Source organism: Cellulomonas wangleii (assembly GCF_018388445.1).
GTDB lineage: Bacteria > Actinomycetota > Actinomycetes > Actinomycetales > Cellulomonadaceae > Cellulomonas > Cellulomonas wangleii.
Genome location: NZ_CP074405.1, coordinates 1,271,717 through 1,298,439, shown reverse-complemented (window position 1 = coordinate 1,298,439; position 26,723 = coordinate 1,271,717). Strand labels below are relative to the sequence as shown.

Annotated in this window: 21 protein-coding genes; 5 read left to right on the top strand and 16 right to left on the bottom strand. The window is 72.6% G+C overall.

The window, feature by feature from the left end; all coding sequences use genetic code 11:
• The first annotated feature begins 1 nt into the window (after position 1).
• On the top strand, positions 2–1,024 hold the full coding sequence (locus KG103_RS05970) for an NAD(P)/FAD-dependent oxidoreductase (RefSeq protein ID WP_207340837.1): 1,023 nt from the start codon (positions 2–4) through the stop codon (positions 1,022–1,024).
• A 7-nt stretch (positions 1,025–1,031) separates the two neighbouring features.
• Here KG103_RS05970 and KG103_RS05965 read toward each other — a convergent pair whose 3' ends face one another.
• The 6 genes from KG103_RS05965 to ilvD (KG103_RS05940) all read right to left on the bottom strand — a co-directional run bounded on the left by KG103_RS05965 (position 1,032) and on the right by ilvD (KG103_RS05940) (position 8,630).
• Entirely contained in the window at positions 1,032–1,616 is a 585-nt protein-coding gene (locus tag KG103_RS05965; RefSeq protein WP_207340838.1) for a pyridoxamine 5'-phosphate oxidase family protein, read from the bottom strand.
• A gap of 63 nt (positions 1,617–1,679) precedes the next feature.
• Positions 1,680–3,428 (bottom strand): glycoside hydrolase family 13 protein, encoded by a 1,749-nt coding sequence (locus KG103_RS05960; RefSeq protein ID WP_207340839.1) that lies wholly within the window; start codon positions 3,426–3,428, stop codon positions 1,680–1,682.
• A 99-nt stretch (positions 3,429–3,527) separates the two neighbouring features.
• Positions 3,528–4,427 carry a carbohydrate ABC transporter permease gene (locus tag KG103_RS05955; RefSeq protein WP_207340840.1) on the bottom strand — a complete coding sequence of 300 codons (900 nt, stop codon included), beginning with the start codon at positions 4,425–4,427 and terminating at the stop codon, positions 3,528–3,530.
• Complete coding sequence (locus KG103_RS05950) at positions 4,427–5,368, bottom strand: carbohydrate ABC transporter permease (protein WP_243656419.1); 942 nt, start codon at positions 5,366–5,368, stop codon at positions 4,427–4,429. The genes KG103_RS05955 and KG103_RS05950 overlap by 1 nt, the downstream gene beginning before the upstream one ends.
• 21 nt (positions 5,369–5,389) lie before the next feature.
• Positions 5,390–6,631 carry an ABC transporter substrate-binding protein gene (locus tag KG103_RS05945; RefSeq protein ID WP_207340841.1) on the bottom strand — a complete coding sequence of 414 codons (1,242 nt, stop codon included), beginning with the start codon at positions 6,629–6,631 and terminating at the stop codon, positions 5,390–5,392.
• A gap of 280 nt (positions 6,632–6,911) precedes the next feature.
• Entirely contained in the window at positions 6,912–8,630 is a 1,719-nt protein-coding gene (gene ilvD / locus KG103_RS05940) for a dihydroxy-acid dehydratase (protein ID WP_207340842.1), read from the bottom strand.
• A 111-nt stretch (positions 8,631–8,741) separates the two neighbouring features.
• On the opposite strand from ilvD (KG103_RS05940), the gene KG103_RS05935 reads away from it, so the two are divergent.
• Both KG103_RS05935 and KG103_RS05930 read left to right on the top strand, forming a co-directional pair.
• Positions 8,742–9,293 (top strand): hypothetical protein, encoded by a 552-nt coding sequence (locus KG103_RS05935; protein ID WP_207340843.1) that lies wholly within the window; start codon positions 8,742–8,744, stop codon positions 9,291–9,293.
• Between the two features lie 2 nt (positions 9,294–9,295).
• Positions 9,296–10,117, top strand: coding sequence for a hypothetical protein (locus tag KG103_RS05930; RefSeq protein WP_207340844.1), 822 nt, complete (start codon positions 9,296–9,298; stop codon positions 10,115–10,117).
• 25 nt (positions 10,118–10,142) lie between these two features.
• Here KG103_RS05930 and ilvD (KG103_RS05925) read toward each other — a convergent pair whose 3' ends face one another.
• The 5 genes from ilvD (KG103_RS05925) to KG103_RS05905 form a co-directional block, all read right to left on the bottom strand.
• On the bottom strand, positions 10,143–12,005 hold the full coding sequence (ilvD, locus tag KG103_RS05925; protein WP_207340845.1) for a dihydroxy-acid dehydratase: 1,863 nt from the start codon (positions 12,003–12,005) through the stop codon (positions 10,143–10,145).
• Between the two features lie 138 nt (positions 12,006–12,143).
• Positions 12,144–14,423: a beta-xylosidase/alpha-l-arabinosidase gene (locus KG103_RS05920; protein ID WP_249670819.1), complete on the bottom strand. Its 2,280-nt coding sequence runs from the start codon at positions 14,421–14,423 to the stop codon at positions 12,144–12,146.
• A 121-nt stretch (positions 14,424–14,544) separates the two neighbouring features.
• Positions 14,545–15,429: a carbohydrate ABC transporter permease gene (locus KG103_RS05915; RefSeq protein WP_207340846.1), complete on the bottom strand. Its 885-nt coding sequence runs from the start codon at positions 15,427–15,429 to the stop codon at positions 14,545–14,547.
• Complete coding sequence (locus tag KG103_RS05910) at positions 15,426–16,262, bottom strand: carbohydrate ABC transporter permease (RefSeq protein ID WP_307859604.1); 837 nt, start codon at positions 16,260–16,262, stop codon at positions 15,426–15,428. Before KG103_RS05910 ends, KG103_RS05915 begins: the two co-directional genes overlap by 4 nt.
• Positions 16,263–16,471: 209 nt before the next feature.
• Positions 16,472–17,770, bottom strand: a complete 1,299-nt coding sequence (locus KG103_RS05905) for an ABC transporter substrate-binding protein (protein ID WP_207340848.1) — start codon at positions 17,768–17,770, stop codon at positions 16,472–16,474.
• Positions 17,771–17,869: 99 nt separating this feature from the next.
• Between KG103_RS05905 and KG103_RS05900 the strand changes: the two genes are divergently transcribed.
• Positions 17,870–18,901, top strand: a complete 1,032-nt coding sequence (locus tag KG103_RS05900) for a LacI family DNA-binding transcriptional regulator (RefSeq protein WP_207340849.1) — start codon at positions 17,870–17,872, stop codon at positions 18,899–18,901.
• Positions 18,902–18,951: 50 nt separating this feature from the next.
• Here the strand turns inward: KG103_RS05900 and KG103_RS05895 are convergent, their stop codons facing one another.
• Positions 18,952–20,499 (bottom strand): peptide MFS transporter, encoded by a 1,548-nt coding sequence (locus KG103_RS05895; protein ID WP_207340850.1) that lies wholly within the window; start codon positions 20,497–20,499, stop codon positions 18,952–18,954.
• Positions 20,500–20,586: 87 nt separating this feature from the next.
• Here KG103_RS05895 and KG103_RS05890 point away from each other — a divergent pair, with 87 nt between their 5' ends.
• The gene (locus KG103_RS05890) at positions 20,587–21,969 is read left to right on the top strand and encodes a cryptochrome/photolyase family protein (protein WP_207340851.1); all 1,383 of its coding nucleotides are present in this window, start codon (positions 20,587–20,589) and stop codon (positions 21,967–21,969) included.
• Between the two features lie 96 nt (positions 21,970–22,065).
• On the opposite strand, the gene KG103_RS05885 is transcribed toward KG103_RS05890, so the two are convergent.
• The 4 genes from KG103_RS05885 to gatA all read right to left on the bottom strand — a co-directional run bounded on the left by KG103_RS05885 (position 22,066) and on the right by gatA (position 26,723).
• Positions 22,066–23,007: a 2-hydroxyacid dehydrogenase gene (locus KG103_RS05885; protein WP_207340852.1), complete on the bottom strand. Its 942-nt coding sequence runs from the start codon at positions 23,005–23,007 to the stop codon at positions 22,066–22,068.
• A gap of 2 nt (positions 23,008–23,009) precedes the next feature.
• On the bottom strand, positions 23,010–23,558 hold the full coding sequence (locus KG103_RS05880; protein WP_207340853.1) for a GNAT family N-acetyltransferase: 549 nt from the start codon (positions 23,556–23,558) through the stop codon (positions 23,010–23,012).
• 136 nt (positions 23,559–23,694) lie between these two features.
• A complete protein-coding gene (gene gatB, locus KG103_RS05875) occupies positions 23,695–25,206 on the bottom strand; it encodes an Asp-tRNA(Asn)/Glu-tRNA(Gln) amidotransferase subunit GatB (protein ID WP_207340854.1) in 1,512 nt (503 codons plus the stop codon).
• Complete coding sequence (gene gatA, locus KG103_RS05870; RefSeq protein WP_207340855.1) at positions 25,206–26,723, bottom strand: Asp-tRNA(Asn)/Glu-tRNA(Gln) amidotransferase subunit GatA; 1,518 nt, start codon at positions 26,721–26,723, stop codon at positions 25,206–25,208. Before gatA ends, gatB begins: the two co-directional genes overlap by 1 nt.

Genomic DNA, 26,723 nt, shown 5'->3' with positions numbered 1-26,723 from the left:
CGTGCCCGACACCGACGTCCTCGTCGTGGGCGGGGGGCCCGTGGGCCTGGCCGCGGCGATCGAGGCGCGGCTGCGCGGACTCGATGTCGTCGTGCTGGAGCCGCGCACGGGGTCCGTCGACAAGGCCTGCGGCGAGGGCCTCATGCCCGGGGCGCTCAGCCTGCTGCAGGGATGGGACGTCGACCCGCAGGGGCACGCGATCGTCGGCATCAGCTACCGCTCCCCGGCGGGGCACGTGGACCACCGCTTCCGGCACGGGACGGGACGCGGGGTGCGGCGCACGACCCTGCACGACGCCCTGCGGGCACGCGCCGCCGACCTCGGAGCGGTCACCGTCGTGGCACGGGCCGACGACGTGCGCACGACCCCGGGCGGTGTCGTCGCGGGCGGTGTCTCGGCCCGGTACCTGCTCGCGTGCGACGGGCTGCACTCGACCGTGCGCCGGCGGCTGGGCCTGGAGGCGACCGACGACGCGCGGCCCGGGCGCCGCCGGTACGGGCTGCGTCGCCACTACGCGGTGGCGCCGTGGAGCGATCTCGTCGAGGTGCACTGGGCGCCCCTCGCGGAGGCGTACGTCACCCCCGTGGCCCCCGACCTCGTCGGTGTGGCACTGCTCGGCCCACGCGGCGTCGACCCGGCGGACGTGCTGGCGTCGCTGCCCGAGCTCGCGGCGCGGCTCGAGGGCGCACCGGCCGGGCCCGTCCGGGGCGCCGGCCCCCTGCGTCGGCGCAGCACGCGCCGCACCGCGGGACCCGTGCGGCTCGTCGGCGACGCGTCGGGGTACGTCGACGCGCTCACCGGCGAAGGGCTGCGCGTGGGCTTCGCGCAGGCGCGGGCGGCCGTCGCGACGCTCGACGACCCGGCCGCGTACGAGCGCGCCTGGTGGGCCGCCACGCGGGACTACCGGGTGCTCACGTCGGGGCTGGTCGCGTGGGCGTCGTCCCCGCTGCGGGGCGCGCTCGTCCCCACCGCGCGCCGCCTGCCAGGGGTGTTCGGAGCCGTCGTCGAGCGCCTGGCTCGCTGACCGGCGGTCAGACGACCGGGTCCGGGTCCGGGTCCATGTCGAACCCCGGCAGGCCGTCGATGCTCGTGCGGTTCTTCATCCGCCGGTACGCCGCGCGCCCGTCGGTGCCCTTGCGGGCCATGTGCTGCGGCAGCAGGTCGCGCTCGCCCCGGTAGTCCATGAACGGCACGCCGTACCCGCACGAGTCGGAGACGCGGTCGACGTCCACGACGACGACCGCGCGCACGCCCCGGGACTCGTCCAGGCCGCCCTCGAAGCGCGTCAACAGCTCGTCGAAGCCCTCGTCGTACAGCGTGACGAACCGGCCCCGTCCGTGCAGCCGCACGATGTCCGGCGGTCCCTCGAACGCACAGAACATCAGCGTGATGCGGCCGTTCTGCCGCAGGTGCGCGATGGTCTCCGACCCCGAGGCGGTGAGGTCGACGTACGCGACCGTACGGTCGTCGAGCACCGCGAACGTGCCGCCGACGCCCTTGGGCGACACGTTGACGTGCCCGTCGGGGCCGCTCGGCGCGGTCGCGACGAAGAACACGTGCTGCGCGAGGAGCCACGCACGCATGCGCTCGGTGATCCGCTCGTGGACCTTGGCCATCGGGACAGCGTGCCCGAGACGTGCCGTGCGCACCAGGGCGTCCTGGGCCGTGGACGGACCGCCTCAGCCACCCGTGGCGGCACCCGCGACCCGCCGCAGCACGACGCCCTCCCACGGCGCCAGCCGCACGAGACCGCCGTGCGGCACCGCCGGGTCGTCGACGTTCCCGATCACCACCTCGGCACCGTCCCACGTCGCGTCGACGTCCACCCGCTGCTCGTCCCCCGAGAAGTTCCCGAGGACCAGCAGGGCGTCCCCGTCGAGCTCGCGCGTGAACGCGTAGACGTGGGGGTGCTCCGGCAGCAGCATCGTGAAGTCGCCGAGCCGGACCGTCGCGTCGTCGTGCCGCAGCGCGATGAGCCGGCGGTAGTGGTGGAACACCGAGCGCGGGTCGGCCCGCTCGGCCTCGGCGTTGACGCTGCGGTGGTTGGGGTTCACCGGCAGCCACGGCTCCCCGGTCGTGAAGCCGGCCTGCGGCGACGCGTCCCACTGCACCGGTGTGCGCGCGTTGTCGCGGCTCATCGCCGCCAGCCCGGCCAGCAGCCGGTCGTCGCTCGTGTGCCCCAGCGCCCGGGTCTCCTGCACGTACCGCAGCGACTCGATGTCCCGGTAGGCGTCGAACGACCTGAGGTGCGCGTTCGTCATCCCGAGCTCCTCGCCCTGGTAGACGTACGGCGTGCCGCGGTGCAGGTGCAGCACCGTGGCCAGCATCGTCGCCGACTCGCGGCGGTACTCGCCGTCGTCGCCGAACCGGGAAACGATCCGCGGCTGGTCGTGGTTGTCCCAGTACAGCGCGTTCCAGCCGACGTCGGCGAGCCCCGCCTGCCAGCGCCCCAGCACCGCCTTGAGGTCGCGCAGGTCGAGCGGCCGCGGGTCGAACTTGCCGCCGGGCCCGTGGTCGAGGCCGACGTGCTCGAAGGTGAACACCATGTCGAGCTCGCGGCGGGAGGGGTCGGTGAACAGCGCACCGTCCTCGACGGTCGCGCCGGGCGTCTCCCCCACCAGCAGCAGGCCCGCGCGACGGCCGTCGAAGACCTCGTGGTGCATCTCCTGCAGGTACTCGTGCAGGCGCGGGCCGTGCATGTACTGCCCCGACCCGTCACCCAGCGCCCCGGTCGTGGCCGGCCCGTCGGCCAGCGACCCGTCCGGGCCGACGGCCTTGGAGATGAGGTTGATGACGTCCATGCGGAAGCCGTCGACCCCGCGGTCCAGCCACCAGCGCATCATCGCGTAGACCGCCTGGCGGACCTCCGGGTTCTCCCAGTTGAGGTCCGGCTGCTTGCGGCTGAACAGGTGCAGGTAGTACTCGCCGGTCGCCTCGTCGTACTCCCAGGTGGGGCCCGAGAAGAACGACGCCCAGTTGGTCGGCTCGGCGCCAGGGGTTCCCGGCTGCATGCCGGGGCGGGCCGGGCGCCACCAGTACCAGTCGCGCTTCGGGTTGTCGGTGGACGAGCGCGACTCGACGAACCACGGGTGCTCGTCGCTCGTGTGGTTGACGACCAGGTCCATGACGACCTTGATGCCGCGGTCGTGCAGCGCCTCGACGACCGCGTCGAGGTCCTCGAGGGTCCCGAACAGCGGGTCGACGTCCTGGTAGTCGCTGATGTCGTACCCGTTGTCGTCCTGCGGGCTGCGGTAGAGCGGCGAGAACCACACGACGTCGACACCCAGGTCGGCCAGGTGGTCCACCCGCTGCAGCACGCCGCGCAGGTCGCCGATGCCGTCGCCGTCCGAGTCCTGGAAGGACCGCGGGTAGATCTGGTAGACCACGGCGCCGGTCCACCAGGGGGCGTCGTCGACGGTGAAGGTCATGAGCGCTGCTCCTCGTCCGGGGCCTTCGACCGTCGCACGACCAGCCATGGGTCGCACGTCGCGCGCGTCGCCGGTCCGCGGTGCAGGTCGCCGGACGCGTCACTTGATCGCGCCGCGGGTGACGCCCGAGATCACCCAGCGCTGGGCCACGACGTAGACCAGCAGCAGCGGCGCCATCTGCATGAGGTAGGAGGCGAACGCGACCGTGTAGTTGGTGTTGAACTGGCTCTGGAAGACGTACTGCGTCAGCGGCAGGGTCAGGTCGTCGCGCTGGCTGAGGATCACCAGGGGCAGCATGAAGTCGTTCCACACCCAGATGACCGTGAGGATCGCGACCGTCGCGTTCATCGGCGCCAGCAGCGGGAACACGATCCGCCAGAACACGGCCCACGTCGACGCCCCGTCGATGCGCGCCGCCTCCTCGAGCTCGAGGGGGATGGACTTGATGTAGGCGACGAACACGAAGATGTTGAACGCCAGCCCGTACACCGTGTACAGCAGGACCAGGCCGATCTGGTTGTCCAGGCCGAGCTGCGCGGTCAGCTTCACCACGGGCAGCATGATGATCGGGAACGGCACGAACAGCGCCGACACGAAGTAGAAGTACAGGCCCTTGAAGACCTTGTGGTGAGCCATCTGCCGCGCGATCGCGTAGGACACGAGCGAGTTGGTCAGCAGAGTCAGGACGAGCGCGCCGACGGTGAGCATCAGGCTGTTGCCCGCCGCCTGCGGGAAGTTGGTCAGGCGCCACGCGTCCGCGAAGTTCGACCACGTCCAGCTCTCCGGGACGCCGAACCCGGCACCGCCGAGCTGCGCCGGTGTCTTCAGCGCCGTGACGACCGTGAAGTACAACGGGACCAGGACGGTGAGCGACCCGAGCACGAGCAGGATCGTCAGCGGCCAGCTGACCTTCCCCTCCGCCAGGTCGCGGCGGCGCAGGCGGCGCCCGCTGCGCGACGTCGTCCCGGTCACCTTGCCCCGCAGCACGGTGTCGGACATCAGGACTCCGCCTCCCTCGACTGCAGGAACCGCAGCTGCGCGAGCGACAGCACGATGATGACGACGAGGTACACCACGGCGTTGGCCGTCTGGTACGCGTACTCCCCGCCCTGGAAGCCGCCGCGGTAGATCACCAGGGAGATCGACTCCGTCGCCGTGCCCGGCCCGCCGTTGGTCAGTGCGATGACGTGGTCGAAGACCTGCAGGAAGTTCTTCAGCGACAGCACCATGTTGATCGTGAAGAACGCGCTGATCAGGGGGAACGTGATCGACCGGAACCTGCGCCAGGTCGACGCGCCGTCGAGCGACGCCGCCTCGTACAGCTCGCCCGGGATCGTCTGCAGGCCGGCGAGGTACAGGATGATGTTGAACGCGCACGCCTGCCAGACCGCCAGGACGACGATGCCGAGCCACGCGAGGTCCTCGTTCGCCAGGATCGACGTCGACAGCCACTCGACGCCCAGCGCCTGCCCGAGCACGGGCAGGGAGTTGGAGAACAGGTAGTTGAAGACGTACCCGACGACCAGCACGGCCAGCACGTTCGGGATGAAGTACAGGCCGCGCAGCGTCGTCTGCAGCCGGATGCGGGCGTTGAGGCCCATCGCGATCGTCAGGGCGAGCGCGTTGGTCAGGACCGTCGCGACGATCGCGAACTGGAACGTGAACAGGTAGGAGTGCGCGATCCGGTCGTTGCCGAACAGGTTGAGGTAGTTGCGCAGCCCCACGAACTGCCAGGTGCCGTACCCGGCGTAGTCGGTGAAGCTGAAGAAGATCCCCTGCAGCACCGGCAGCGTGTGGAACACGAAGAAGATCGCGACGGCCGGCAGGACCATCCACCAGAACGCGCGCGGCACGCGCGACGGCGGACGCAGGCGGGGTGCGTCGGGCGGCTCAGGCGGTGGGGCGACGTGCGCCGGGGTCGGCGCGGCGGCGGTGGCCATGGCGGACTCCTTCGTCCCGGGTCAGGAGCGCCGTGCGGCGACCTGGTCCCACTCCTCGTCGAGCTGGGTGAGGAGCGCGTCGGCGTCCCCGTCGATGAGGTACTGCTGGAGCATCGCCGCGAGCGGGATGCTCGCGGGGATGCGGTGGTCGACGTAGCCGGTCACCCGGTCGTCGTCGAAGAACGGCAGGACGGGCTCGAGCGTCGGGTCACCGGTCGTCGCGTCGACGAGCGGGGTGATGGCCGACTGGTCCTGCGAGTACTGGCGCATGACGTCGGGCTGCAGGAGGTACTCGACGAACAGCCGCGACTGCTCCGGGTGACGCGGCTGCGCACCCATCGTCACGCCGACGTCCACCCCCGACACCAGCAGCTGCGTCGCGGCGTCGTCGGTGGTCGGCAGGTTCCCGAACCCGATCTCGAAGGCGGGCTCGAACGACACGATCGCGGGGATCGCGAACGACCCCTGCAGGTAGAACGGGACGCCGCCCGCGGCGAACTCCTGGTTGCCCGCGTTGTAGTCGCGGCTGAAACGGTCGGGCTGGGCGAACGCGAACAGCTCCGCCAGCTGGTCGGCGGCCGGGCGCCACTCCTCCGCGAACGTCGTCTCCCCCGCGTCCAGCCGCTCCCAGAAGTCGGCGGGGACGGTGTTGGCGACCAGCTGGTTGAACGCCGGCAGGGCGGTCCAGCCGTCCTTGAGCGTCGCGTACACGGGCGTCGTGCCCGCCTGCTCGAAGGCGTCCATCGCGGTCAGCAGCTCCGCCCACGTCGTGGGGACCTCGACGCCCTGCGCCGCCAGGAGGTCGGCGTTGTAGACGAAGCCCGAGGAGTTGTTGGCGAACGGCAGCGCGTTCACGGCACCCGGCGAGGACTGGCCCAGGTCCTGCACGATCCGCACGACGGCGGGTGAGATCTCCTCCAGCAGGGGGTCGTCGGCCCAGTCGTACAGCACCCCGGCGTCCGCGAACTCGCCGAACACGCCGTTGACGTTGAGCGTGATGACGTCCGGGACGTCCTCGCGGACCAGGCGGGTGCGGAACGCGGTCTCGGCGTCGGGCACGTTGTTCTGCACGACGTCGATGTCGGGGTGCTCCGCCTCGAAGTCGGCGATGATCGCGTCGAACGTCGCGACCGCCTCGGACTTGAACTGGAAGAAGTCCAGCTGGACGCGCCCGCCGCCCGACGCGGGTGACGAGCACGCGACGAGCGGGACGAGCACGGCGCACGCGATGAGGCACGCGCCGCCGCGCGCACGTCGGGTCATGGCTGCCCCCTGCGGTCGGCGTCAGGTGCGCCGAGGACCCGGCGCACCTGGACCTGCACCGGACGCGGACGGGTTCGGGAACCCGTCGTCGCGTCCCGTTGACCACACGCAACACCCGCACGGGCGGGTCCGCAACGCGAGCGGCGCGACCCGGGCGCGCAGTCGCGTGGCCGGTCGGCCGAGCACGGCTCCCCTGGACGCCGCTCCGACGAGCTGCTGGGGCCACGTCGTGCCGGCCGTCGAGGTCGGCTGTGCGCAGGTCGGGCTCACGGTCGCCGGTTCAGCCCAGCACGGCCCCGCGCGACGCCGAGCCCACCAGCTTCTGGTACTTCCCCAGCACCCCGCGCGTGTAGCGCGGCGGGAGCGGGTCCCAGCCCGTGCGACGGGCCGCGAGCTCCCCGTCGTCGACCAGCAGGTCGAGCGTCGCGCGCGCGACGTCGAGGCGGACGCGGTCCCCGTCGCGCACGAGCGCGATCGGGCCGGCGTCGACGGCCTCGGGCGCGATGTGCCCCACGCACAGCCCCGTCGTGCCGCCGGAGAACCGCCCGTCGGTCACGAGCAGCACGTCCTTGCCCAGCCCTGCGCCCTTGATGGCGCCGGTGATCGCGAGCATCTCGCGCATCCCGGGCCCGCCCTTCGGCCCCTCGTAGCGGATGACGACGACGTCACCCGCCTGGATCGTGCCGTCCTCGAGCGCGTCCAGGGCCGCGCGCTCCCGCTCGAAGACGCGCGCGGTGCCCTCGAAGACGTCGGAGTCGAAGCCGGCGGACTTCACGACCGCACCCTCCGGTGCGAGCGAGCCGGACAGGATCGTGATGCCGCCCGTGCGGTGGATCGGGTCGTCGAGCGCGCGCAGGATCTTGCCGTCGGGGTCCGGCGGGGCGATCTCGGCGAGGTTCTCGGCGACCGTGCGGCCGGTGACCGTGAGGCAGTCGCCGTGCAGCAGGCCGGCGTCGAGCAGGGCCTTCATGATCACGGGGACGCCGCCGACCCGGTCGACGTCGTTCATGACGTACCGGCCGAAGGGCTTGAGGTCGCCCAGGTGCGGCACGCGCGACGCGACGCGGGAGAAGTCGTCGAGCGTGAGGTCGACCTCGGCCTCGTGCGCGATCGCCAGCAGGTGCAGCACCGCGTTGGTCGAGCCGCCGAAGGCCATGACCACCGCGATGGCGTTCTCGAACGCCTCCTTCGTCATGATGTCCCGCGCCGTGATGCCACGCCGCAGCAGCTCGACCACCGCCTCCCCCGAGCGGTGCGCGAACTGGTCGCGGCGGCGGTCCGCCGACGGCGGCGCGGCCGACCCCGGGACCGACATCCCGATGGCCTCGGCGACCGACGCCATCGTGTTGGCGGTGTACATCCCGCCGCACGCGCCCTCACCGGGGCAGATCGCGCGCTCGATGCGGTCGACGTCCTCCCGGCTCATGAGCCCCCGGGCGCACGCGCCGACGGCCTCGAACGCGTCGATGATCGTCACGTCCTTCTCGGTGCCGTCGGACAGCTTCACCCAGCCCGGCATGATCGAGCCGGCATAGAGGAAGACGCTCGCGAGGTCGAGGCGCGCGGCGGCCATGAGCATGCCCGGCAGCGACTTGTCGCACCCTGCGAGCAGGACCGACCCGTCGAGGCGCTCGGCCATCATCACGGTCTCGACGCTGTCGGCGATGATGTCGCGGCTCACCAGCGAGTAGTGCATGCCCTCGTGGCCCATCGAGATGCCGTCGGACACCGAGATGGTCCCGAACTCCAGCGGGTACCCGCCCGCGGCGTGCACCCCGCTCTTGACCGCCTTCGCCAGCCGGTCCAGCGAGAGGTTGCACGGCGTGATCTCGTTCCACGAGCTCGCGACGCCGATCTGCGGCTTGACCCAGTCGTCGTCACCCATGCCGACCGCCCGCAGCATGCCGCGCGCGGCGGTCGCCTCCAGCCCGTCGGTGACCTGCCGCGAGCGGGGCTTGATGTCGATGTCCGGACCCGGCGCGCCGTGGGTGCTCGTCATGGCGTGACCCTAGTTCCGCGGCACGGTGTGCGCCCGCTGCCACGGCGTCACCCGATCGGCGTCGGCGTGGGGGGTACCCGGGCTCCCGCAGCCGGTGGAACGATGCCCGGCGTGATCCTGCACCCCCACCCGGCCCGTCGCCGCCGACTGTCCTCGGCCGCCGTCGCGCTCGTCCTGGCCGTCGGCCTCACCGCGTGCGCCGGTACCGAAGCCGGCACCGACGGCACGGCGCCGTCCGCCCCCACCCCCGCTCCGAGCGCGAGCGCGAGCGCCGCACCGCCCGTCGCCGCGCCGGCACCGCCGACCACCGTGGGGTCGGGGCCGGAGGACTCGTTCCGCGCGTGGCTCGCCGCGAGCCGCGAACCGGCGGCCGCGACGGCGTGCGCCTACATGACGCCCGAGCTCGCCCAGCGCATGGTCGACGAGGTCACGGCCACCGGGTTCCCCGGGATCACCGACTGCGAGGGCCTCATCGAGATGACCGCCGGCCTGTACGCGGCCGTCGGCCAGTCGTCCGAGGCCACCGTCGAGCTGGTCGAGCAGACGCCCGAGCACGCCGTGCTCGACGTCGTCTACGCCGAGGGCAGCAGCTGCGGGCGCGTGGTCCTGCGTCCGGGCCCGGGCCACTGGGTGCTCGACGAACGATCCCAGGAGGAGTGCTGAGCATGCCGCCGAACGACGACCCGGGCGGACGCCCGCCCGCGGTCCGGGTGGCGCCCGGCACCGGGCCCATCCAGGTCGCCGAGGGCCTGGTGAGCGCCGACTTCTCGCAGGTCGAGCTCCACGTCGACCCTCCGGGCTCACTCGACCTGGACGCCGAGACCGGCCTCGCGTCCACGACCGACGAGGACTGCGCGACGCTCCTCGTCCCCCGCCAGCACGGGCAGCTGCCGTTCCGGCTCGAGGTGCACGCCCGACCGCCCGTGGTCGACCCCGCGTGGGACGCGGTCGTCGAGCTCTCCCTGCGCGGCGGCGGGCCCGTGCGGGTCACCGGCTGGGCGGGCGAGGGCGCGGTCCAGGGGCCCGTGCTGGCCGACGTCGACCTGCGTGCGCGCTACGCCGTCCGCGACGGGCAGGCGGGCAGCGAGCAGTTCCACCAGGGACGGTGGGACGAGCCGCCGGCCGAGGCGTACGTCGTGCAGCTCTGGCCGTCGCCGCCCGCCCCCGCCCGGGTCGTCAAGGCGATCTCGCCCTGGAGCCAGTACTGGACGTTCGGGCAGGCCGCGGAGGCCGCCGTCCAGCGCCTGCAGGACGTGCCGGACCCCGACCGTCTCACCGCGCTGCTGGACGCGGCGCTGGAGGAGCACCCGGACGTGGCTGCGCACCTCGACGCGGGCGACACCCGCTTCCGGGCGGGCATCATCCGCTACGCACAGGCGCTGTTCCTCGCGACGCACGCGACCGGGGCGTACGCCGACCTGAGAAGCGACTACACGGCACTCGGCCGTCTCGTCGACGCCCGGGTCGAGGCCCGGCGCCGGCCGTGACGGGCGCCGTGCCGGCGCGCACGCCTCAGCGGCGCCGCAGCCGGCTGACGTCGCGCACGGCCCCGCGGTCGGCGCTCGTCGCCATCGCGGCGTATGCCTGCAGCGCCGGGGAGACGTAGCGGTCCCGGTCGACGGGCTGCCACGGGTTCTCGCGCGCCTCCATCTTGGCGCGGCGCTCGGCGAGCACCTCGTCGGGGACGTTCACGCGGATGAGCCGGGTCTCGACGTCGATCTCGATCTCGTCGCCGTCCTCGATGAGGCCGATCGTGCCGCCGGCGGCCGCCTCGGGGCTGATGTGGCCCACGGAGATGCCGGACGACCCGCCGGAGAACCGGCCGTCGGTGATGAGCGCGCACACCTTGCCCAGGCCGCGGCCCTTGATGAAGGACGTCGGGTAGAGCATCTCCTGCATGCCGGGACCGCCCGCCGGGCCCTCGTAGCGGACGACGACGACATGACCCGGCTGGACCTCCTTGCGCAGGATCTTGTCGACGGCCTCGTCCTGCGACTCGCAGACCAGCGCCCGGCCGACGAAGTGGAAGACATCGGGGTCGATGCCGGCGGTCTTGAGGATCGCGCCGTCCTCGGCGAGGTTGCCGCGGAGCACCGCCAGGCCACCCTCGACCGTGTAGGCGTGCGCGACGTCGCGGATGCAGCCGTTCGCGGCGTCGGTGTCGAGGGACTCCCACACGTTCGACGTCGAGAACGCCTGCGTGGTCCGCACGCCGCCGGGGGCCGCGAGGAACAGGTCCTTCGCCCGCTGGGTGGCCTTGCCGCCGCGGACGTCCCAGTCGTCGAGCCACGCGCGCAGCGTGGGCGTGTGGACGCTCGTCACGTCGTGGTCGAGCAGCCCGCCGCGGTCGAGCTCGCCCAGCAGCGCCGGGATGCCGCCGGCGCGGTGGACGTCCTCCATGTGGAAGTCCGGGTGGTTGGGCGCGACCTTCGACAGGCACGGCACGCGCCGGCTGATGGCGTCGATCTCGTCCAGCGTGAACTCGACCTCGGCCTCCTGCGCGGCGGCGAGGATGTGCAGCACCGTGTTGGTCGAGCCGCCCATGGCCACGTCGAGCGTCATCGCGTTGGTGAACGCCGCCTTGGTCGCGATCGAGCGCGGGGCTGCGGTGTCGTCCGCGTCCTCGTAGTACCGGCGCGCGAGGTCGACGATCGTGCGGCCCGCCTCGAGGAACAGCTCACGGCGCGCGGTGTGCGTGGCCAGCGTCGAGCCGTTGCCCGGCAGCGACAGGCCCAGCGCCTCGGTGAGGCAGTTCATCGAGTTGGCCGTGAACATGCCGGAGCACGAGCCGCACGTGGGGCAGGCGTTCTCCTCCACGCTGGCCAGCGCGGCGTCCGAGACGTTGTCGTCGGCCGAGTAGTTGATCGCGTTGACGAGGTTGAGCGGCGTGCGGGCGACGCCGTCCGCGACGACCGCCTTGCCGGCCTCCATCGGCCCGCCGGACACGAACACCACGGGGATGTTCAGCCGCAGCGCGGCGTTGAGCATGCCGGGCGTGATCTTGTCGCAGTTGGAGATGCAGACCAGGGCGTCGGCGCAGTGCGCGTTGACCATGTACTCGACCGAGTCGGCGATGAGGTCGCGGCTGGGCAGCGAGTACAGCATGCCGCCGTGGCCCATCGCGATGCCGTCGTCGACGGCGATCGTGTTGAACTCCTTGGAGACGCCGCCCGCCTCGCGGATGGCCGAGGCGACCAGGTCGCCCATGTCCTTGAGGTGGACGTGCCCGGGGACGAACTGCGTGTACGAGTTCGCGATCGCGATGATCGGCTTGCCGAAGTCCTCCGAGCCCATGCCCGTCGCGCGCCACAGGGCGCGGGCACCGGCCATGTTGCGACCGTGGGTCGAGGTACGAGAGCGCAGCGGACGGCTCATCGCGAGGGTCTCCTTCGGCGGGGTCACGGCCACCTCACGGTGGCCGTGCACCACGGTACGTCGGGCGGACGCGCGGACGTGCCGCGCGTCCGCTGGATGATCCGTCCGTGCAGGTCCGGCGGGCTGCCGGCCGGCGCCTCAGAGGACGGTGACGCCGCTCCAGCGCGGGTCGTCGGGCGTCACCGCGTACGTCCCGCCCGTCAGCTCGACGGTCGTCTCGACCTCCCGCTGCGCGCACGACGGACCGACCCACACCTGCAGCTCGCCGGGCTCCACGACGCGCCGGCCCGAGCGGTCGGTGAACGCGAGCCGCGCGGCGGGCACCGCGAGCTCGACCTCCGCGCTCTGCCCGGCGGCCAGCTCGATGCGGTGGTAGCCGAGCAGCTGCGCGACCGGCCGGGTCACGCTGGCGACCACGTCCCGGCCGTACACCTGCACGACGTCGGCGCCCGCCCGCCCACCGGTGTTGGTGACCGTGACGGTGACCGTGAGGCCGCTGCTCGTGGAGGCGCCACCCGCGACCCGCAGGTTCGTGCGCGTGAACGACGTGTACGACAGCCCGTGGCCGAACGGCAGCGCCGGCACGGTGCTGAGGTTGGTGACGTCGCCGTCGCCGCCCAGCGCCGGGTGCAGGTAGCTGTAGGGCTGGGCGCCCGCCGAGCGCGGCATGCTGATCGGCAGCCTGCCGGACGGGTTGACACGCCCGGTCAGGACGCCGGCGACCGCCGGGCCGCCCTCCTCACCGGGGAAGAACGCCTGGACCGCCGCGGCGCAGCGTGCCAGCGCCCAGTCCACCGCGTACGGCCGACCCGTGAGCATGACGAGGACCACCGGCGTGCCCGTGGCCAGGACGGCCTCCACGAGCGCCCGCTGCACGCCGGGCAGCTCGAGGTCGTCGCGGTCGCAGCCCTCCCCCACGGTGCCGCGGCCGAACAGGGCCGCGTGGTCGCCCACGACCAGCACCGCCACGTCCGCGGCGCTCGCGGCAGCCGCCGCCGCGTCGAGGCCCGAGCGGTCGTCGTCGTCCACCGCACAGCCCTGCGTGAACGTGACCTCACCGCCGTGCTCGCGCTGCAGCGCCTCGAGCACCGTCGGCGTCTCGATGCCGACCGGGGTGCCGGGGTGGTGCGCGAGGACGTGGTTGAGGAACGAGTAGCAGCCGAACAGCGCGGCGACACGGTCGGCGTTCGGCCCGATGACCGCCACGCGCGCCTCGGGCGCCAGGGGCAGCGTGCCGTCGTTGCTGAGCAGCACGAGCGAGCGCTCGGCCAACAGCGCCGCGACCTCGCGGTGCGCGGGCGAGTCGAGGTCCACGTCCGTGGGGGGCGCGTCCTCGAAGGTCGCGTCGAGCAGGCCGAGCTCCTCCTTCTGCGCGAGCGCGCGCAGCACGGCCCGGTCGACGAGCGCCTCGTCCACCGTGCCGGCCCGGACGGCCGCGGCCAGCGGGCCGAGGTAGGCGTCGCCCGTGGGCAGCTCGATGTCCACGCCGGCGGTGAGGGCCTGCGCGGCCGCATCGCCCAGGTCACGGGCCGTGTGGTGCAGCAGCTGCAGGAACGCCACACCGAAGTAGTCGGCCACGACGGTCCCGTCGAAGCCCCAGCGGTCCCGCAGCAGCCCGGTGAGCAGGGACGGGTCCGCAGCGACCGGGACGCCGTCGATCTCGTTGTACGACGACATGACCGACCGCACGCCGCCGTCGCGCACCGCCATCTCGAAGGGCACCAGCAGCACGTCCGCGAGCTCGCGCGCCCCGGCGTGCACGGGTGCGAAGTTGCGCCCCGACCGCGACGCGGAGTACCCGACGAAGTGCTTGAGGGTGGCGTGCACCCCCGTCGACTGCAGGCCCCGCACGTACGACGTGCCCAGCGTGCCGACCAGGTACGGGTCCTCGGCGATGCACTCGTCGACCCGCCCCCAGCGCGGGTCGCGGATCACGTCGAGGACCGGCGCGAGGCCCTGGTGGATGCCCAGGGTCCGCATCGAGCCGCCGATGAGCTCGCCCATGCGGGTCACGAGGTCCGGGTCGAACGACGCGCCCCAGGCCAGGGGCGTCGGGAAGGTGGCCGCACCCCAGGCCGACAGGCCGGTGAGGCACTCCTCGTGCACGAGGGCGGGGATGCCCAGGCGGGTACCGGTGACGAACCAGCGCTGCTTGTCCCACAGCCAGCGCGCCCGCTCGGCCGCGTCGACCGGGCGGGTGCCGTAGACGCGGGTCAGGTGCCCCAGCCCGTCCCGGGTGACGTCGTCGAGACCGCGCTCCTCCTCGAACTCACCCTGGAGCGGGGCCACCGCCTCGCCCTCGCTCTTCTCCCAGAAGCCGACGATCTGGGCGAGCTTCTCCTCCAGCGTCATGCGGGACAGCAGGTCACGCACCCGGTCCGACACGCGCGGGCCTGCGGACAACTCGAGCTCCGTCACTGGACTGTCTCCTCGGGAGTGCGCGACCGCCACGATGCGGGCACGGGGCGCTCGGGGCCCGGCGCACACACGGTGCGGGCCGGGCCCCGAGCGACCAGGGTGGGAAGTCAGGGGGAAGGGCTCAGCCCTTCACGGCCCCCTGCAGACCGCTGACGATGCGCTTCTGCATCGTCAGGAAGAACACCAGCGCCGGGATGATGGCGAGCGACGTGAACGCCAGGACGCCGGCCGTGTCGGCCGAGTACTGCGTCGAGAAGTCCGCCACCCCGAGCGGCAGCGTCTTGAGCTCGGGCCGGTTGAGGAACAGCAGCGGGAGCAGGTAGCCGTTCCACGAGCCCACGAAGGCCAGCACGCCGACCGTCACCATGCCGGGGCCGGACAGCGGCACCAGGATCCGCCAGAAGAACCCGATGCGCGACGCGCCGTCGAGCATCGCCGCCTCCTCGAGCTCGTTCGGCAGCGACATGAGGAACGGCCGCAGGATGACGATCGTCATCGGCAGCGCGAACGCCGCCTGCGGCAGCGCCACGCCCCAGTACGTGTTGGTCAGTCCCAGGTCACGCACCATGAGGAACAGCGGGATGATCGCCACGGTCAGCGGGAACAGCAGACCGAGCACGAACACGTTGAACAGCGCCTGGCGGCCCTTGAACCGGAACCGCGCGAGCGGGTACGCAGCCATGACGCCGGCGACCACCACGAGCGCCGTCGTGATGACGGCGATGATCACCGAGTTCAGCGCGTAGGTCCAGAAGTTCCCGGAGGTGATGACGCCGATGTAGTTGGCGAACACCCAGGGGTTCGGCAGACCGGTCGGGTCGGCCGCGAGCTGCCCGTTGGACCGGAAGCCGCCGATGACGGCGTACAGCACGGGCGAGAGCACCACGGCGGCGATGGCGACCGAGGCGACGTAGACCCACGGGCTCGTGCGGCGCGCGACCCGCGACCCGGTCCGTGACCGTGCCGAGCGTGACGCCCGCGTGGGCGGGGCGAGGGTTGAGGTCATCGGGCCACCTTCTTCCGACGCGGCTTGTCCTCGCCGGCGTCGCGGTTCAGGAAGAACGTCTGGTAGAGGATCGCCAGGATGAACGAGATGGCGAAGAGCAGGATCGCCACCGCCGAGGCGTAGCCGTACTGCTGACGGTCCGTGCCCTGGTTGATGAGGTACGTCGCCATCGTGACGGTCGCGTTGACCGGGCCGCCCTTGGTGAGGATCCAGACCATGTCGAAGAGCTGCAGCGAGCCGATCATCGACAGGAAGATCCACGTGCGGATGGTGGGACCGAGCAGCGGGATCGTGATCTTGCGCTGCACCTGCCACCACGACGCGCCGTCGATCTGCGCGGCCTCGTGCAGCTCCTCCGGGACGCCCTGGAGGCCCGCGAGCAGCAGGACGATCGCCAGACCCGCGTACTTCCAGGTCAGGACGCCCATCACGGTCCACAGCGCGACCTTGGGGTCACCGAGCCAGACCTGGCCGATCGCCCCGAGGCCCACCGAGTCGAGCAGCGCGTCGAGCGGCCCGTTCGGCTGCAGGATGAGCGCCCAGACCACACCGGCCACGACCTCGGCCAGCACGTAGGGGACGAAGACGATGACGCGCATCGCCGTCTGACCGCGGAACCTGCGGTTGAGCAGGAGCGCGACCATGATGCCGATGGGCAGCTGGATGGCGATCGACAGGAAGGCGATCGTCAGGTTGTTGCGGACGGCCCGCTGGAAGATCTGGTCGCCGAGCGCCTGCACGTAGTTCTGGAGGCCGACGAAGTTCTCGAGCGGCCCGAGGCCGTTCCACTTGTACACCGAGTAGTGGCCGGCCTGCAGCACAGGCACGACCACGAAGAGAGCGAAAAGCACGAGGGCCGGGGCCACGAAGAACGTGATCTCGAGGCGCTTTCGCCATGCGTTCGACGACGCTCCGCGCCCCCGCGGCCCGGAGGCCACCGACCAGGCCGTGGCCTGGTCGGTGGCTCCCGGATTCACAGCGGTGGCGGCAGCAGTCCTGGTTGCGCGTCCCCCACGGGGGATCAGGTCTCCTGCCACGTCCGTCAGGCGTTCTCGGCCGCGGCCTGGGTCGCGTCGACGATGTCCTTGGCCGTACCCACGCTGCCGAACACGTTGGCGATGGCGTCGTTCATCGCGCCACCGACGCTCTCACCGAACGCCGTGTCGAAGTACAGCTGGATGTACGGCGCCTCGTTGCGGACGGCGAGCAGCTGAGCCAGCTCGGGCGCCGAGACGAAGGCCGTGGCCGACGGGAGCGTGGGCAGACCCATGTCGTACTCGGCGAAGCCCTTCTGGACCTCGTTCGAGAGCATGAACTCGAGGAAGTCGACGCAGATGTCGGGGGCGTCGTTGGAGCACGCCCACGCGTCGCCGCCGCCGAGCTGCGCGGTGGGGTCACCGTCGCCGCCCTCGACCGCCGGGAAGGCGAACCAGCCCGTGTTCTCGCCCAGGCCCAGACCGTCGTCCGTCAGGCCCTGCATGACGCCGGGCTCCCAGTGGCCGGCCAGCTCCATGGCGACCTTGCCGGTCGCGAGGAGGCCGGAGGCCGAGGCCGGGCCGGTCTGCGCGACCGTGGCCAGGAAGCCGGTGTTGAACGGCTCCTTGGCGACGAGGGCCTCGAGGTCCTCACCGGCACGGACCCAGCAGTCGTCCGAGAAGTCGAGCGTCTGCGTCGCGTCCGCCAGGACCTCCTGCGAGCACTGCCGCAGCGCGAAGTAGTACCAGTAGTGCGCGGCGGGCCACTTGTCGCCGGCTCCGACCGAGATCGGCTCGACGCCGGCGCCCTTGAGGGTGTCGATGGCGGCGTACAGCTCGTCCATCGTCGTCGGCGCCTCGGTGATGCCGGCGTCGGCGAAGATCGCCTTGTTGTACCAGAAGCCCACGACGCCCAGCGAGAACGGCAGGGCGTACGTCTTGTCCTCGACCTGCCAGCCGGCGACGGAGCCGCCGATGGCTGCGATCGTCTCGGCGGCCGGCTCGGTGATGTCCTTGACCAGACCCGCCTCGACGTGCGCCTTCAGCTCGCCGCCGCCGCGCTCCATGAACACGTCGGGCTGGTCGCCGGTCTGGAAGGCCGCGTCCAGCTTGGTGAGCATGTCCTCGTGCGCCATGGCGCTGACCTCGACGGTCACACCGGGGTGGTCCGTCTCGAACTGGTCGGCCAGCGTGTCGTAGTAGTCCTTGCCGGCGCCGGTGTTCGAGTTGTGCCACCACGTGAGGGTGACGTTGTCGCCGTCGCCCTCGGTCTCCTCGTTACTGCCGCTGCCGGAGGCGCACGCGGTCGCGATCATCGCTACCGCCGCGCCCAGCGCGACCGCGCGCAGTGCCGCAGTCCTCTTCATCTTTGAATCTCCTCGTCGTCGCTGACAGGTCGGGACGGGCGCAACATTGACAGTGGTCCAGGAGCGGTGTCAATCGATGTCGATAACGTTATCGACACGATGTCCTATGATCTCGACGTGGACCCGTTCCCCCGCGTCAAGATGGCCGATGTCGCCCGGACAGCCGGGGTCTCCGTCGCGACCGTTTCCAAGGTGGTCAATGGTCGCTACGGCGTTTCGCAGCGCACACTTGAGCGTGTGCAGGAGGTCATCGCCGATCTCGGCTACGAGGCGAGCCTCGGCGCACGGTCGTTACGGTCCTACCGGACGAACGTGCTGGGCATCCTGGTCGCCGAGTTCGAGCCCTTCTCCGCGGAGCTCCTCAAGGGCGCCGGCAGCGCCGTGGCAGCCACCGGGTACGAGCTGCTGGCGTACTCCGGCGGCGGTGGCGGCTCGGCCGAGGTCGGCTGGGAGCGGCGGTACCTGTCCCGCCTGTCCGGCACCCTCATCGACGGCGCGATCATCGTGACCCCGACGGTCGTCGAGGCCCGTCCCGGCGTCCCCGTCGTCGCGGTCGACCCGCACACCGGGCCGACGGGCCTGCCGACGGTCGACTCGGACAACCTCACCGGCGCCGTGCTCGCCACGCGCCACCTGCTGGAGCTCGGGCACCGGCGCATCGCGTTCCTCGGCGGACGCCCCGACCTCGACTCCGCGCGGCTGCGCGAGAAGGGCTTCCGGCGCGCCATGGCCGACGCGGGCGTCCCGGTCGACGAGTCGCTGGTCGGCATGGGCGACTACCGCCGCGGGACGGCGCAGGAGCCCGCCCGGGTCCTGCTCGACCGCGAGGACCCCCCGACCGCGGTGTTCGCCGCCAACGACCTGTCCGCGCTCGGCGTGCTCGACGTCGCCCGCTCGCTGGGGATCGGCGTGCCCTCCGAGCTGTCGGTGATCGGCTTCGACAACGTCCCCGAGTCCGCCCTGAGCGTCCCGCCGCTGACCACGGTCGAGCAGCCGCTGCAGGCGATGGGTGCCGCCGCGCTGCACCTGCTCGTGGACCTCATCGCCGGCACGGACGGCACGACGCACCGGCGTCTGCCGACGTCGTTGGTGCCCCGCGCCTCCACGGCGCCCCCGCCGCGCCGGGCCTGAGCGACCGGTCGTCGCGGGGGACGGCCCTCGTCACGGCGGGGCGACGGCGGTCACGCCCGCGCCGCGACGTCCTCGTCGCTCTCGGCACCCTCGCGGATCCGGCGCGTCACCCACGGCGACAGCGCGAACATCGCCCCGGCGACGACCAGGGCGACGACGCCGATCCCGCCGAAGAACGCCGTGCGGCTCATGCCCTCGGTCGCGGTGATGAGCTGCGCCGTGATCGCCTGCCCTGCCGCGGGGGCCAGGAACCACAGCGCCATGGCCTGCCCGCGGAACGCGCGGGGCGCCAGCAGGGTCGTCGCGGCCAGCCCCACCGGTGACAGGCACAGCTCCCCGAGGGTCTGCACGACGTACACGACGACGAGCACCCACCACGGCGAGCGGCCGTCGCCCGCCACGGCCGACGCGCCCGCCAGGAAGATGAAGCTCAGCGCGGCCAGCGTCAGCCCGATCGCGAACTTCACGGCCGTGGAGGGCCGCCCGTCGAGCTTCACCCACAGCCAGGCGAACACCGGGGCCAGCAGGATGATCGAGGCCGGGTTCACCGACTGGTACAGCACCGGCGAGATGGTCACGCCGCCCACGTCGAGGTCGGTGTGGTCCCGGGCGTACTGCGACAGGGTGTTCGAGGCCTGCTCGAAGATCATCCAGAAGAGCATGGCGGCCACGAACAGCGGGATGTACGCGCCGAGGCGCGAGCGCTCGGCGGTGTTCACCTTGGGCGAGCGGAACATCACGAGGAACATGACGACCGGGGCGGCGAACGCCAGGTACGACAGCGCGTCGATGATGATGTTCAGCGCACCGACGTCGCGGCCACCGGCCCGCACGACCAGCCACGCCAGCGCCGTGGCGGCGAGCAGCGCCAGGACCACGAGCAGCGCCATCCGCACGACGCGCGGCCGGTCCTGCGGCGTGAGCGGGTTGGGCACGACCTCGCCGGCCCCGTGCAGCGCGCGTCGACCCAGGACGAACGCGACCAGCGCGAGCCCCATCCCGACGGCGGCGACGGAGAACCCGGCGTGGTACCCGCCGATCTCGCGGGCGATCTGCACGATGAACGGTGCGGTGAACGACCCGATGTTGATGCCCATGTAGAAGATCGAGAAGCCGGAGTCCCGGCGCGGGTCGTCCCGCCGGTACAGCTCGCCCACCATGCTGGAGACGTTCGGCTTGAGCAGGCCCGTCCCGAGCGCGACCAGGACGATGCCCAGGTAGGCGGTCCAGTGCGCGGGGACCGCGAGGCTGACGTGCCCGGCGGCGATGACGACACCGCCCCACAGCACCGACCGGCGCGCTCCGATGAGCCGGTCGGCCACCCACCCCCCCACCACGGTGACCAGGTAGACCGCCGACCCGTACACCGCCACGAGGGCGGCACCCGTCGCGTCGTCGAGCCCGAGCCCGTCGTTCGCCAACGTGTCGGTGAGGAAGTAGAAGAGGATCGCGCGCATGCCGTAGTAGCTGAACCGCTCCCACAGCTCGGTGGTGAAGAGCGTGAACAGCCCGAAGGGGTGGCCGAAGAAGGTCCGCTCCCGAGGTGCGCGTCCCGTCACCTCCACCTCGACGGCCGGGACGTCGGCGGCTTCGCTCATCCAGCCATGGTCGTCTCGCACGCACGCACGTGCACCTCGGGGACGGGCAGCCCGCGCCGTCGGGGAGCGGCCGGGTTACCTTGGCGGGTGCCGACGATCTGCTGGTTCCGTCGTGACCTGCGGCTGGGCGACCACCCGGCCCTGCTCGCCGCGGTCGCGCAGGCCCGCGCCGACGACGACGAGGTCGTCGCGCTCTACGTCGTCGACCCGGTGCTCCAGCACTCCGCCGGCGCCCCGCGCCTGGCGTACCTGGCGGCGTCGCTGCGCGCGCTGGACGAGGCGACCGGAGGGCGGCTCGTGGTGCGCCACGGCCGGGCGGACCACGTGGTGCCGGAGGCGGCCCGCGAGGTCGGTGCGACGTCCGTGCACGTCAGCGCCGCGACCGAGCCCTACGGCCGGCGCCGCGACGACGCGGTGGCCGCCGCTCTCGCGGCGGGAGGCGCGGCACTGGTCCGCACCGGCTCCCCGTACGCCGTGGCGCCGGGCCGGCTGCGCACGGGGCAGGACGGGCCCTACCAGGTCTTCACGCCGTTCCGCCGGGCCTGGCTGGACCACGGCTGGCACGCACCGGCACCCCGGCCGGGCTCCGTGCCGTGGGCGACGCTCCCCTCCGACGGCGTCCCCGACGCCCCACCGACCGACGTGCGGCTGCCGGACGCCGGGGAGCACGCCGCGCACGCACGCTGGCGCGCGTTCCTGCGCGACGACCTCGACGGGTACGACGTGGACCGGGACCGCCCCGACCTCGACGTGACCTCGCGCATGTCGGTCCACCTCAAGCACGGCGAGATCCACCCGCGGACGATGCTCGCCGACCTGGCCGCCGCCGGCACGGGTGCGACCGGGCGGGCGGCGGAGTCGGTCGCGACGTACCGCTCGGAGCTCGCGTGGCGGGAGTTCCACGCCGACGTGCTGTGGCACTCCCCCGACGCGACCCGACGCTCGCTGCGTCCGGCCGTGCCCGACGACGCGTGGGCGACCGGGGCAGGCGCCGACGACGCCCTCACCGCGTGGACCGAGGGCCGGACGGGCTACCCCCTCGTCGACGCGGGCATGCGGCAGCTGCGCGCGGAGGGCTGGATGCACAACCGGGTCCGCATGGTCGTCGCGTCCTTCCTGGTCAAGGACCTGCACATCCCGTGGCAGCGCGGTGCCGACCACTTCATGGCCTGGCTGGTCGACGGTGACGTGCCGCAGAACCAGCTCAACTGGCAGTGGGTCGCGGGCACCGGGCGGGACGCGGCCCCCTATTTCCGGATCTTCAACCCGGTGACCCAGGGCCGACGCTTCGACCCGGACGGCGCGTACGTGCGCCGCTGGGTGCCCGAGCTGCGCGGCGTGCCCGGCGCGGCGGTGCACGAGCCGTGGCGGCTGCCCGACGGCCCGCCGCCGGGGTACCCCGACCCGATGGTCGACCACGCGCACGAGCGGGAGGTCGCACTCGCGGACCACGCCCGCCGCCCCACCTGACCCCCGGGTCCACCTCGGCCCGGGCCGTCCCGGCCGGACGCCGCCCTCAGCCGGACGCACCCCTCAGCCGGGAACCCCGGCCGGACGACCCGCGCGTCAGGTCCGCGCGACCTCGTTGACCGGAGGCTCCCCCGCCAGCAGCGCCATGACCTGCCGCCGCACGAGCTGCGCGACCCGCGGGAAGGTCGCGTCGGTGTTGCCGCCCTGGTGCGCGGTGACCAGGACGTTCGGGGCCCGCCACAGCGGGTGGTCCGGGGGCAGCGGCTCGGGGTCGGTGACGTCCAGGGCGGCCCGCAGGCGGCCGGCGCCCAGCTCGGCCAGCAGCGCGTCGGTGTCGACGACCTTGCCGCGCGCGACGTTGACCAGCAGGGCGCCGTCCTTCATGCGCGCCAGCGCGGCGGCGTCGAGCAGGTGGTACGACGTGCGCGACAACGGGATGGCGAGCACGACGACGTCCGCGTCGGGCAGGAGGTCGGGCAGCTCGTCGACGCCGTGCACGTGGCCGTCGGCGTCGTCCCGGGCGGTGGCCGCGACGCGGACCAGCTCCACCTCGAAGGGTCGGAACCGGGCGACGATCGCCCGCCCGACCGATCCCTGCCCGACGACGAGCACACGGCGGTCCGCCAGCGAGGGCCCGAACGGGTTGTCCCACCGGCCCTCGTCCATCGCCCGCACGGCACGCGGCAGGTCCCGCTGGACGGCGAGGGTGAGCCCCACGGCCAGCTCGGCCGTGCCGGCGTCGTGCACGCCCCGGCCGTTGCACAGCACGACGCCCGGGGGCAGGTGCCGCAGCGCGTGCTCGTAGCCGGCGCTGGGCAGCTGCACGTACCGCAGGCGCGGCAGGTCCCGCAGCACGTCGAAGCCGCCGGGCCGCACGAAGTAGTGGGGTACCACGACGAGGTCCACGTCGGCGGCGGTGCCGGGGTCCAGCGGTCCGGACAGGTCCCACCGGACCAGGCGCAGGTCGTCCCGGTGGGACGCCGCCAGGTCGGCGAGACGGTGCAGCAGGTCGTCGTCGGGGACGGTGACGGTCAGCACGGTCAGGAGGCCACCCGGCCGGCGCGGTACTCGTCCTCGAGCATCGACATGACGACCGCGTCGCACCACCCGGCCCCGTCGCGGTACGCGTCGCGCCGACGTCCCTCGCGGCGGAACCCGATGTTCTCGTACAGGGACACCGCACGGGTGTTGATGCTCAGCGCCTCGAGCTCCACCCGGTGCAGGTCGAGCCCGTCGAACGCGAAGCCGAGGACCAGCTCGATCGCCTCGGTCCCGTAGCCGCGACCCCGGTAGAGCGGGCGCATGGACAGGCGGAGCGAGGCGCACCGCACGTCGGGGTCGACGTCCGTCAGGACGATCTCGCCGCGGTACTCGTCGTCACCGAACGCCGTCACGGCGAAGTCGTACCGGCCCTCGGCGGCCTCGCGGCTCGCGCACCAGGCGTCGACCTCCTCGCGCGTGAACCCGCGCGTGGTGCCCGTGAGCCGCTTGCCCTCGGCGTCGTCGAGCATGTCCCACATCGCGTCGGCGTCGTCCGTGCCGATCGGACGCAGCACGATCATCTCGCCCTGCAGGGTGGGTTTCTGCATCGCTACCTCCGTCGCGCTCCGGCGGGCGCCGGTCCGGGCACCCCCACCGACTGCCCTCCGGCGTGCGTCGCATCGTACGGAACCGGGACGACCGGGACGTCACGACACGACGCACGCCGGTGCGTCGGCTCCTGCGTCAGGCGGAGACGCGCTCCAGCACGAGCTCGCGCACGCGACCGGCGTCCGCCTGCCCGCGCGTCGCCTTCATGACCGCGCCGATGATGGCGCCGACCGGCCCGAGGTTGCCCCCGCGGATCTTCTCCGCGATGTCCGGCTGGGCGGCCAGGGCCGCGTCGATCGCCTCGAGCAGGGGGCCGTCATCCGACACGACCTCGAGCCCTCGGGCGACGACGACCTGCTCGGGATCGCCCTCACCGGCCAGCACGCCCTCGAGCACCTGGCGCGCCAGCTTGTCGTTGATGCGACCGGCGTCGACGAGCTGCTGGAGCGCACCGATCTGGGCGGGCGTGATCGGCAGGTCCGCGAGCTCGACCTCCTGCTGCTTGGCCGTGCGGGCCAGCTCGCCCATCCACCACTTGCGGGCAGCGGCCGGGCTCGCGCCCGCCGCGACCGTGGCCTCGATGAGCTCGATCGCACCGGCGTTGACGACGTCGCGCATCTCGGCGTCGGCGTAGCCCCACTCACCCTGCAGGCGGCGGCGGCGCGCGGCGGGCAGCTCGGGCAGGGCCGCACGGATCTCCTCGATCCAGGCGCGGTCCGGGACGATCGGCACGAGGTCCGGCTCGGGGAAGTAGCGGTAGTCCTCGGCGTCCGACTTCACGCGCCCGGCGGTGGTGATGCCGGTGTCCTCGTGCCAGTGCCGGGTCTCCTGGACGATCACGCCGCCGGCGTCGAGGATCGCCGCCTGGCGACTGATCTCGTAGCGGACGGCACGCTCGACCGAGCGGAACGAGTTGACGTTCTTGGTCTCGGTCCGGGTCCCCAGGGCGTCGGCCGGCGTGGGGCGCAGCGAGACGTTCACGTCGGCGCGCACGTTGCCACGCTCCATGCGGGCCTCGGAGACACCGAGCGCGCGGAACATGTCGCGCAGCGTCTGGACGTACGCGCGCGCGACCTCCGGTGCCCGCTCCCCCGCCCCGGTGATCGGCTTCGTGACGATCTCCACCAGCGGCACACCGGCGCGGTTGTAGTCGACCAGCGAGTACTCCGCGCCGTGGATGCGCCCGGTGGCGCCACCGACGTGCGTGTTCTTGCCGGCGTCCTCCTCCATGTGCGCGCGCTCGATCTCGACGCGGAACGTGGTGCCGTCCTCCAGCTCGACGTCGACGAAGCCCTCGGAGGCGATCGGCTCGTCGTACTGGGAGGTCTGGAAGTTCTTCGGCACGTCCGGGTAGAAGTAGTTCTTCCGCGCGAACCGGCAGGACTGCGCGATCGAGCAGTTCAGCGCCAGACCGATGCGGATCGCGTACTCCACCGCGGTGCCGTTGACGACGGGCAGCGCGCCCGGCAGGCCCAGGCTCGTCGGCGTGATCTGCGTGTTCGGCTCCTCGCCGAACGACTGCTCGGCGCCGTCGAACATCTTGGTCCGCGTACCCAGCTCGACGTGCACCTCGATGCCGATGACCGGGTCGAACCGGGCCACCGCGTCGTCGTAGTCGACCAGGTCGACGTCGGTCGTCGTGCTCATCAGGCTGCCCCTCCGGCCAGCTCGGGGGCGCGGCCCAGCAGCGGGCCCTCCCAGCTCGTCTCGAGCAGCGCCTCGAGCGCCGCTCCCACGCGGTACAGGCGGGCGTCCTCGCGCGCGGGCGCGAGGATCTGGAAGCCCACGGGCAGGCCGTCGTCCGACAGCCCGTTCGGCAGCGACATGCCCGGGATCCCCGCGAGGTTCGCGGGGATCGTCGCGACGTCGTTGAGGTACATCGCCAGCGGGTCGTCCAGCTTCTCGCCCAGCTTGAACGCCGTCGTCGGCGCCGTGGGCGAGACCAGCACGTCGGCCGCCTCGAACGCCGCGGCGAAGTCGCGCTGGATGAGCGTGCGGACCTTCTGCGCCGACCCGTAGTACGCGTCGTAGTAGCCGGCGCTCAGGGCGTACGTGCCGAGGATGACGCGGCGCTTGACCTCGTCACCGAACCCCTGGCCACGGGTCGCGGCCATGACGCGCTCGGCGGTCACCGGGCCATCGCTCGGCTCGACGCGCAGGCCGAAGCGCATGCCGTCGAACTTCGCCAGGTTGCTCGACGCCTCCGCGGGCAGGATCAGGTAGTACGCCGCGAGCGCGTACGCGAACGACGGGCACGAGACCTCGACGACCTCGGCGCCCGCGCCGCGCAGCGCCTCGAGCGACTCCTCGAACCGCGCCAGGACGCCGGGCTGGTAGCCCTCGCCCTGCAGCTCGCGCACCACGCCGACCCTGACGCCCGTCAGGTCGCCCGACGCACCCTCGCGGGCCGCCGCGACGTACCCCGTCGCCGGGTCGCTCAGCGACGTCGAGTCGCGCGGGTCGTGCCCGCCGATCAGCTCGTGCAGCAGCGCCGAGTCGAGGACCGTGCGCGTGCACGGGCCCGCCTGGTCCAGGCTCGAGGCGAGGGCGATGAGGCCGTAGCGCGACACGCTGCCGTAGGTCGGCTTGACGCCGACGGTGCCGGTGACGGCAGCGGGCTGACGGATCGAGCCGCCCGTGTCGGTGCCGATCGCGAGCGGTGCCTCGTAGGCCGCGACGGCCGCGGCGGACCCGCCGCCGGAGCCGCCGGGGATCCGCTCGAGGTCCCACGGGTTGTGCGTGGTGCCGTAGCCCGAGTGCTCCGTCGACGAGCCCATGGCGAACTCGTCCATGTTGGTCTTGCCGAGGATCGGAAGGCCCGCGGCCTTGATCCGCTCGACGAGGGTCGCGTCGTACGGGGGCACCCAGCCCTCGAGGATGCGCGAACCGGCCGTGGTGGGCAGGCCGCGCGTCACGACGACGTCCTTGACGGCGATCGGCACGCCCGCGAGCGCGTGCAGGTCCTCGCCCGCAGCCCGTCGGGCGTCGACGTCGGCCGCGGTGGCCAGCGCCTCGTCGGTCGCGACGTGCAGGTACGCGTGGACGGCGGGCTCCACGGCGGCGATGCGGTCGAGGTGCGCCTGCGTCACCTCGACGCTGGTCACCTCGCGCGCGGTCAGCCGGTCGGCCAGCTCCGCCGCGGTCATCCGGGTCAGGTCGGTCAC

Excerpts from the sequence above, each read along its gene's own strand:
- KG103_RS05905 (WP_207340848.1), bottom strand. The coding sequence starts at position 17,770 with ATGAAGAGGACTGCGGCACTGCGCGCGGTCGCGCTGGGCGCGGCGGTA.
- KG103_RS05950 (WP_243656419.1), bottom strand. The coding sequence starts at position 5,368 with ATGGCCACCGCCGCCGCGCCGACCCCGGCGCACGTCGCCCCACCGCCT.
- KG103_RS05965 (WP_207340838.1), bottom strand. The coding sequence starts at position 1,616 with ATGGCCAAGGTCCACGAGCGGATCACCGAGCGCATGCGTGCGTGGCTC.
- ilvD (WP_207340842.1), bottom strand. The coding sequence starts at position 8,630 with ATGACGAGCACCCACGGCGCGCCGGGTCCGGACATCGACATCAAGCCC.
- gatB (WP_207340854.1), bottom strand. The coding sequence starts at position 25,206 with ATGAGCACGACGACCGACGTCGACCTGGTCGACTACGACGACGCGGTG.
- KG103_RS05915 (WP_207340846.1), bottom strand. The coding sequence starts at position 15,429 with ATGACCTCAACCCTCGCCCCGCCCACGCGGGCGTCACGCTCGGCACGG.
- KG103_RS05955 (WP_207340840.1), bottom strand. The coding sequence starts at position 4,427 with ATGTCCGACACCGTGCTGCGGGGCAAGGTGACCGGGACGACGTCGCGC.
- KG103_RS05960 (WP_207340839.1), bottom strand. The coding sequence starts at position 3,428 with ATGACCTTCACCGTCGACGACGCCCCCTGGTGGACCGGCGCCGTGGTC.
- KG103_RS05930 (WP_207340844.1), top strand. The coding sequence starts at position 9,296 with ATGCCGCCGAACGACGACCCGGGCGGACGCCCGCCCGCGGTCCGGGTG.
- KG103_RS05880 (WP_207340853.1), bottom strand. The coding sequence starts at position 23,558 with ATGCAGAAACCCACCCTGCAGGGCGAGATGATCGTGCTGCGTCCGATC.
- KG103_RS05895 (WP_207340850.1), bottom strand. The coding sequence starts at position 20,499 with ATGAGCGAAGCCGCCGACGTCCCGGCCGTCGAGGTGGAGGTGACGGGA.
- KG103_RS05900 (WP_207340849.1), top strand. The coding sequence starts at position 17,870 with ATGTCCTATGATCTCGACGTGGACCCGTTCCCCCGCGTCAAGATGGCC.
- KG103_RS05945 (WP_207340841.1), bottom strand. The coding sequence starts at position 6,631 with ATGACCCGACGTGCGCGCGGCGGCGCGTGCCTCATCGCGTGCGCCGTG.
- ilvD (WP_207340845.1), bottom strand. The coding sequence starts at position 12,005 with ATGAGCCGTCCGCTGCGCTCTCGTACCTCGACCCACGGTCGCAACATG.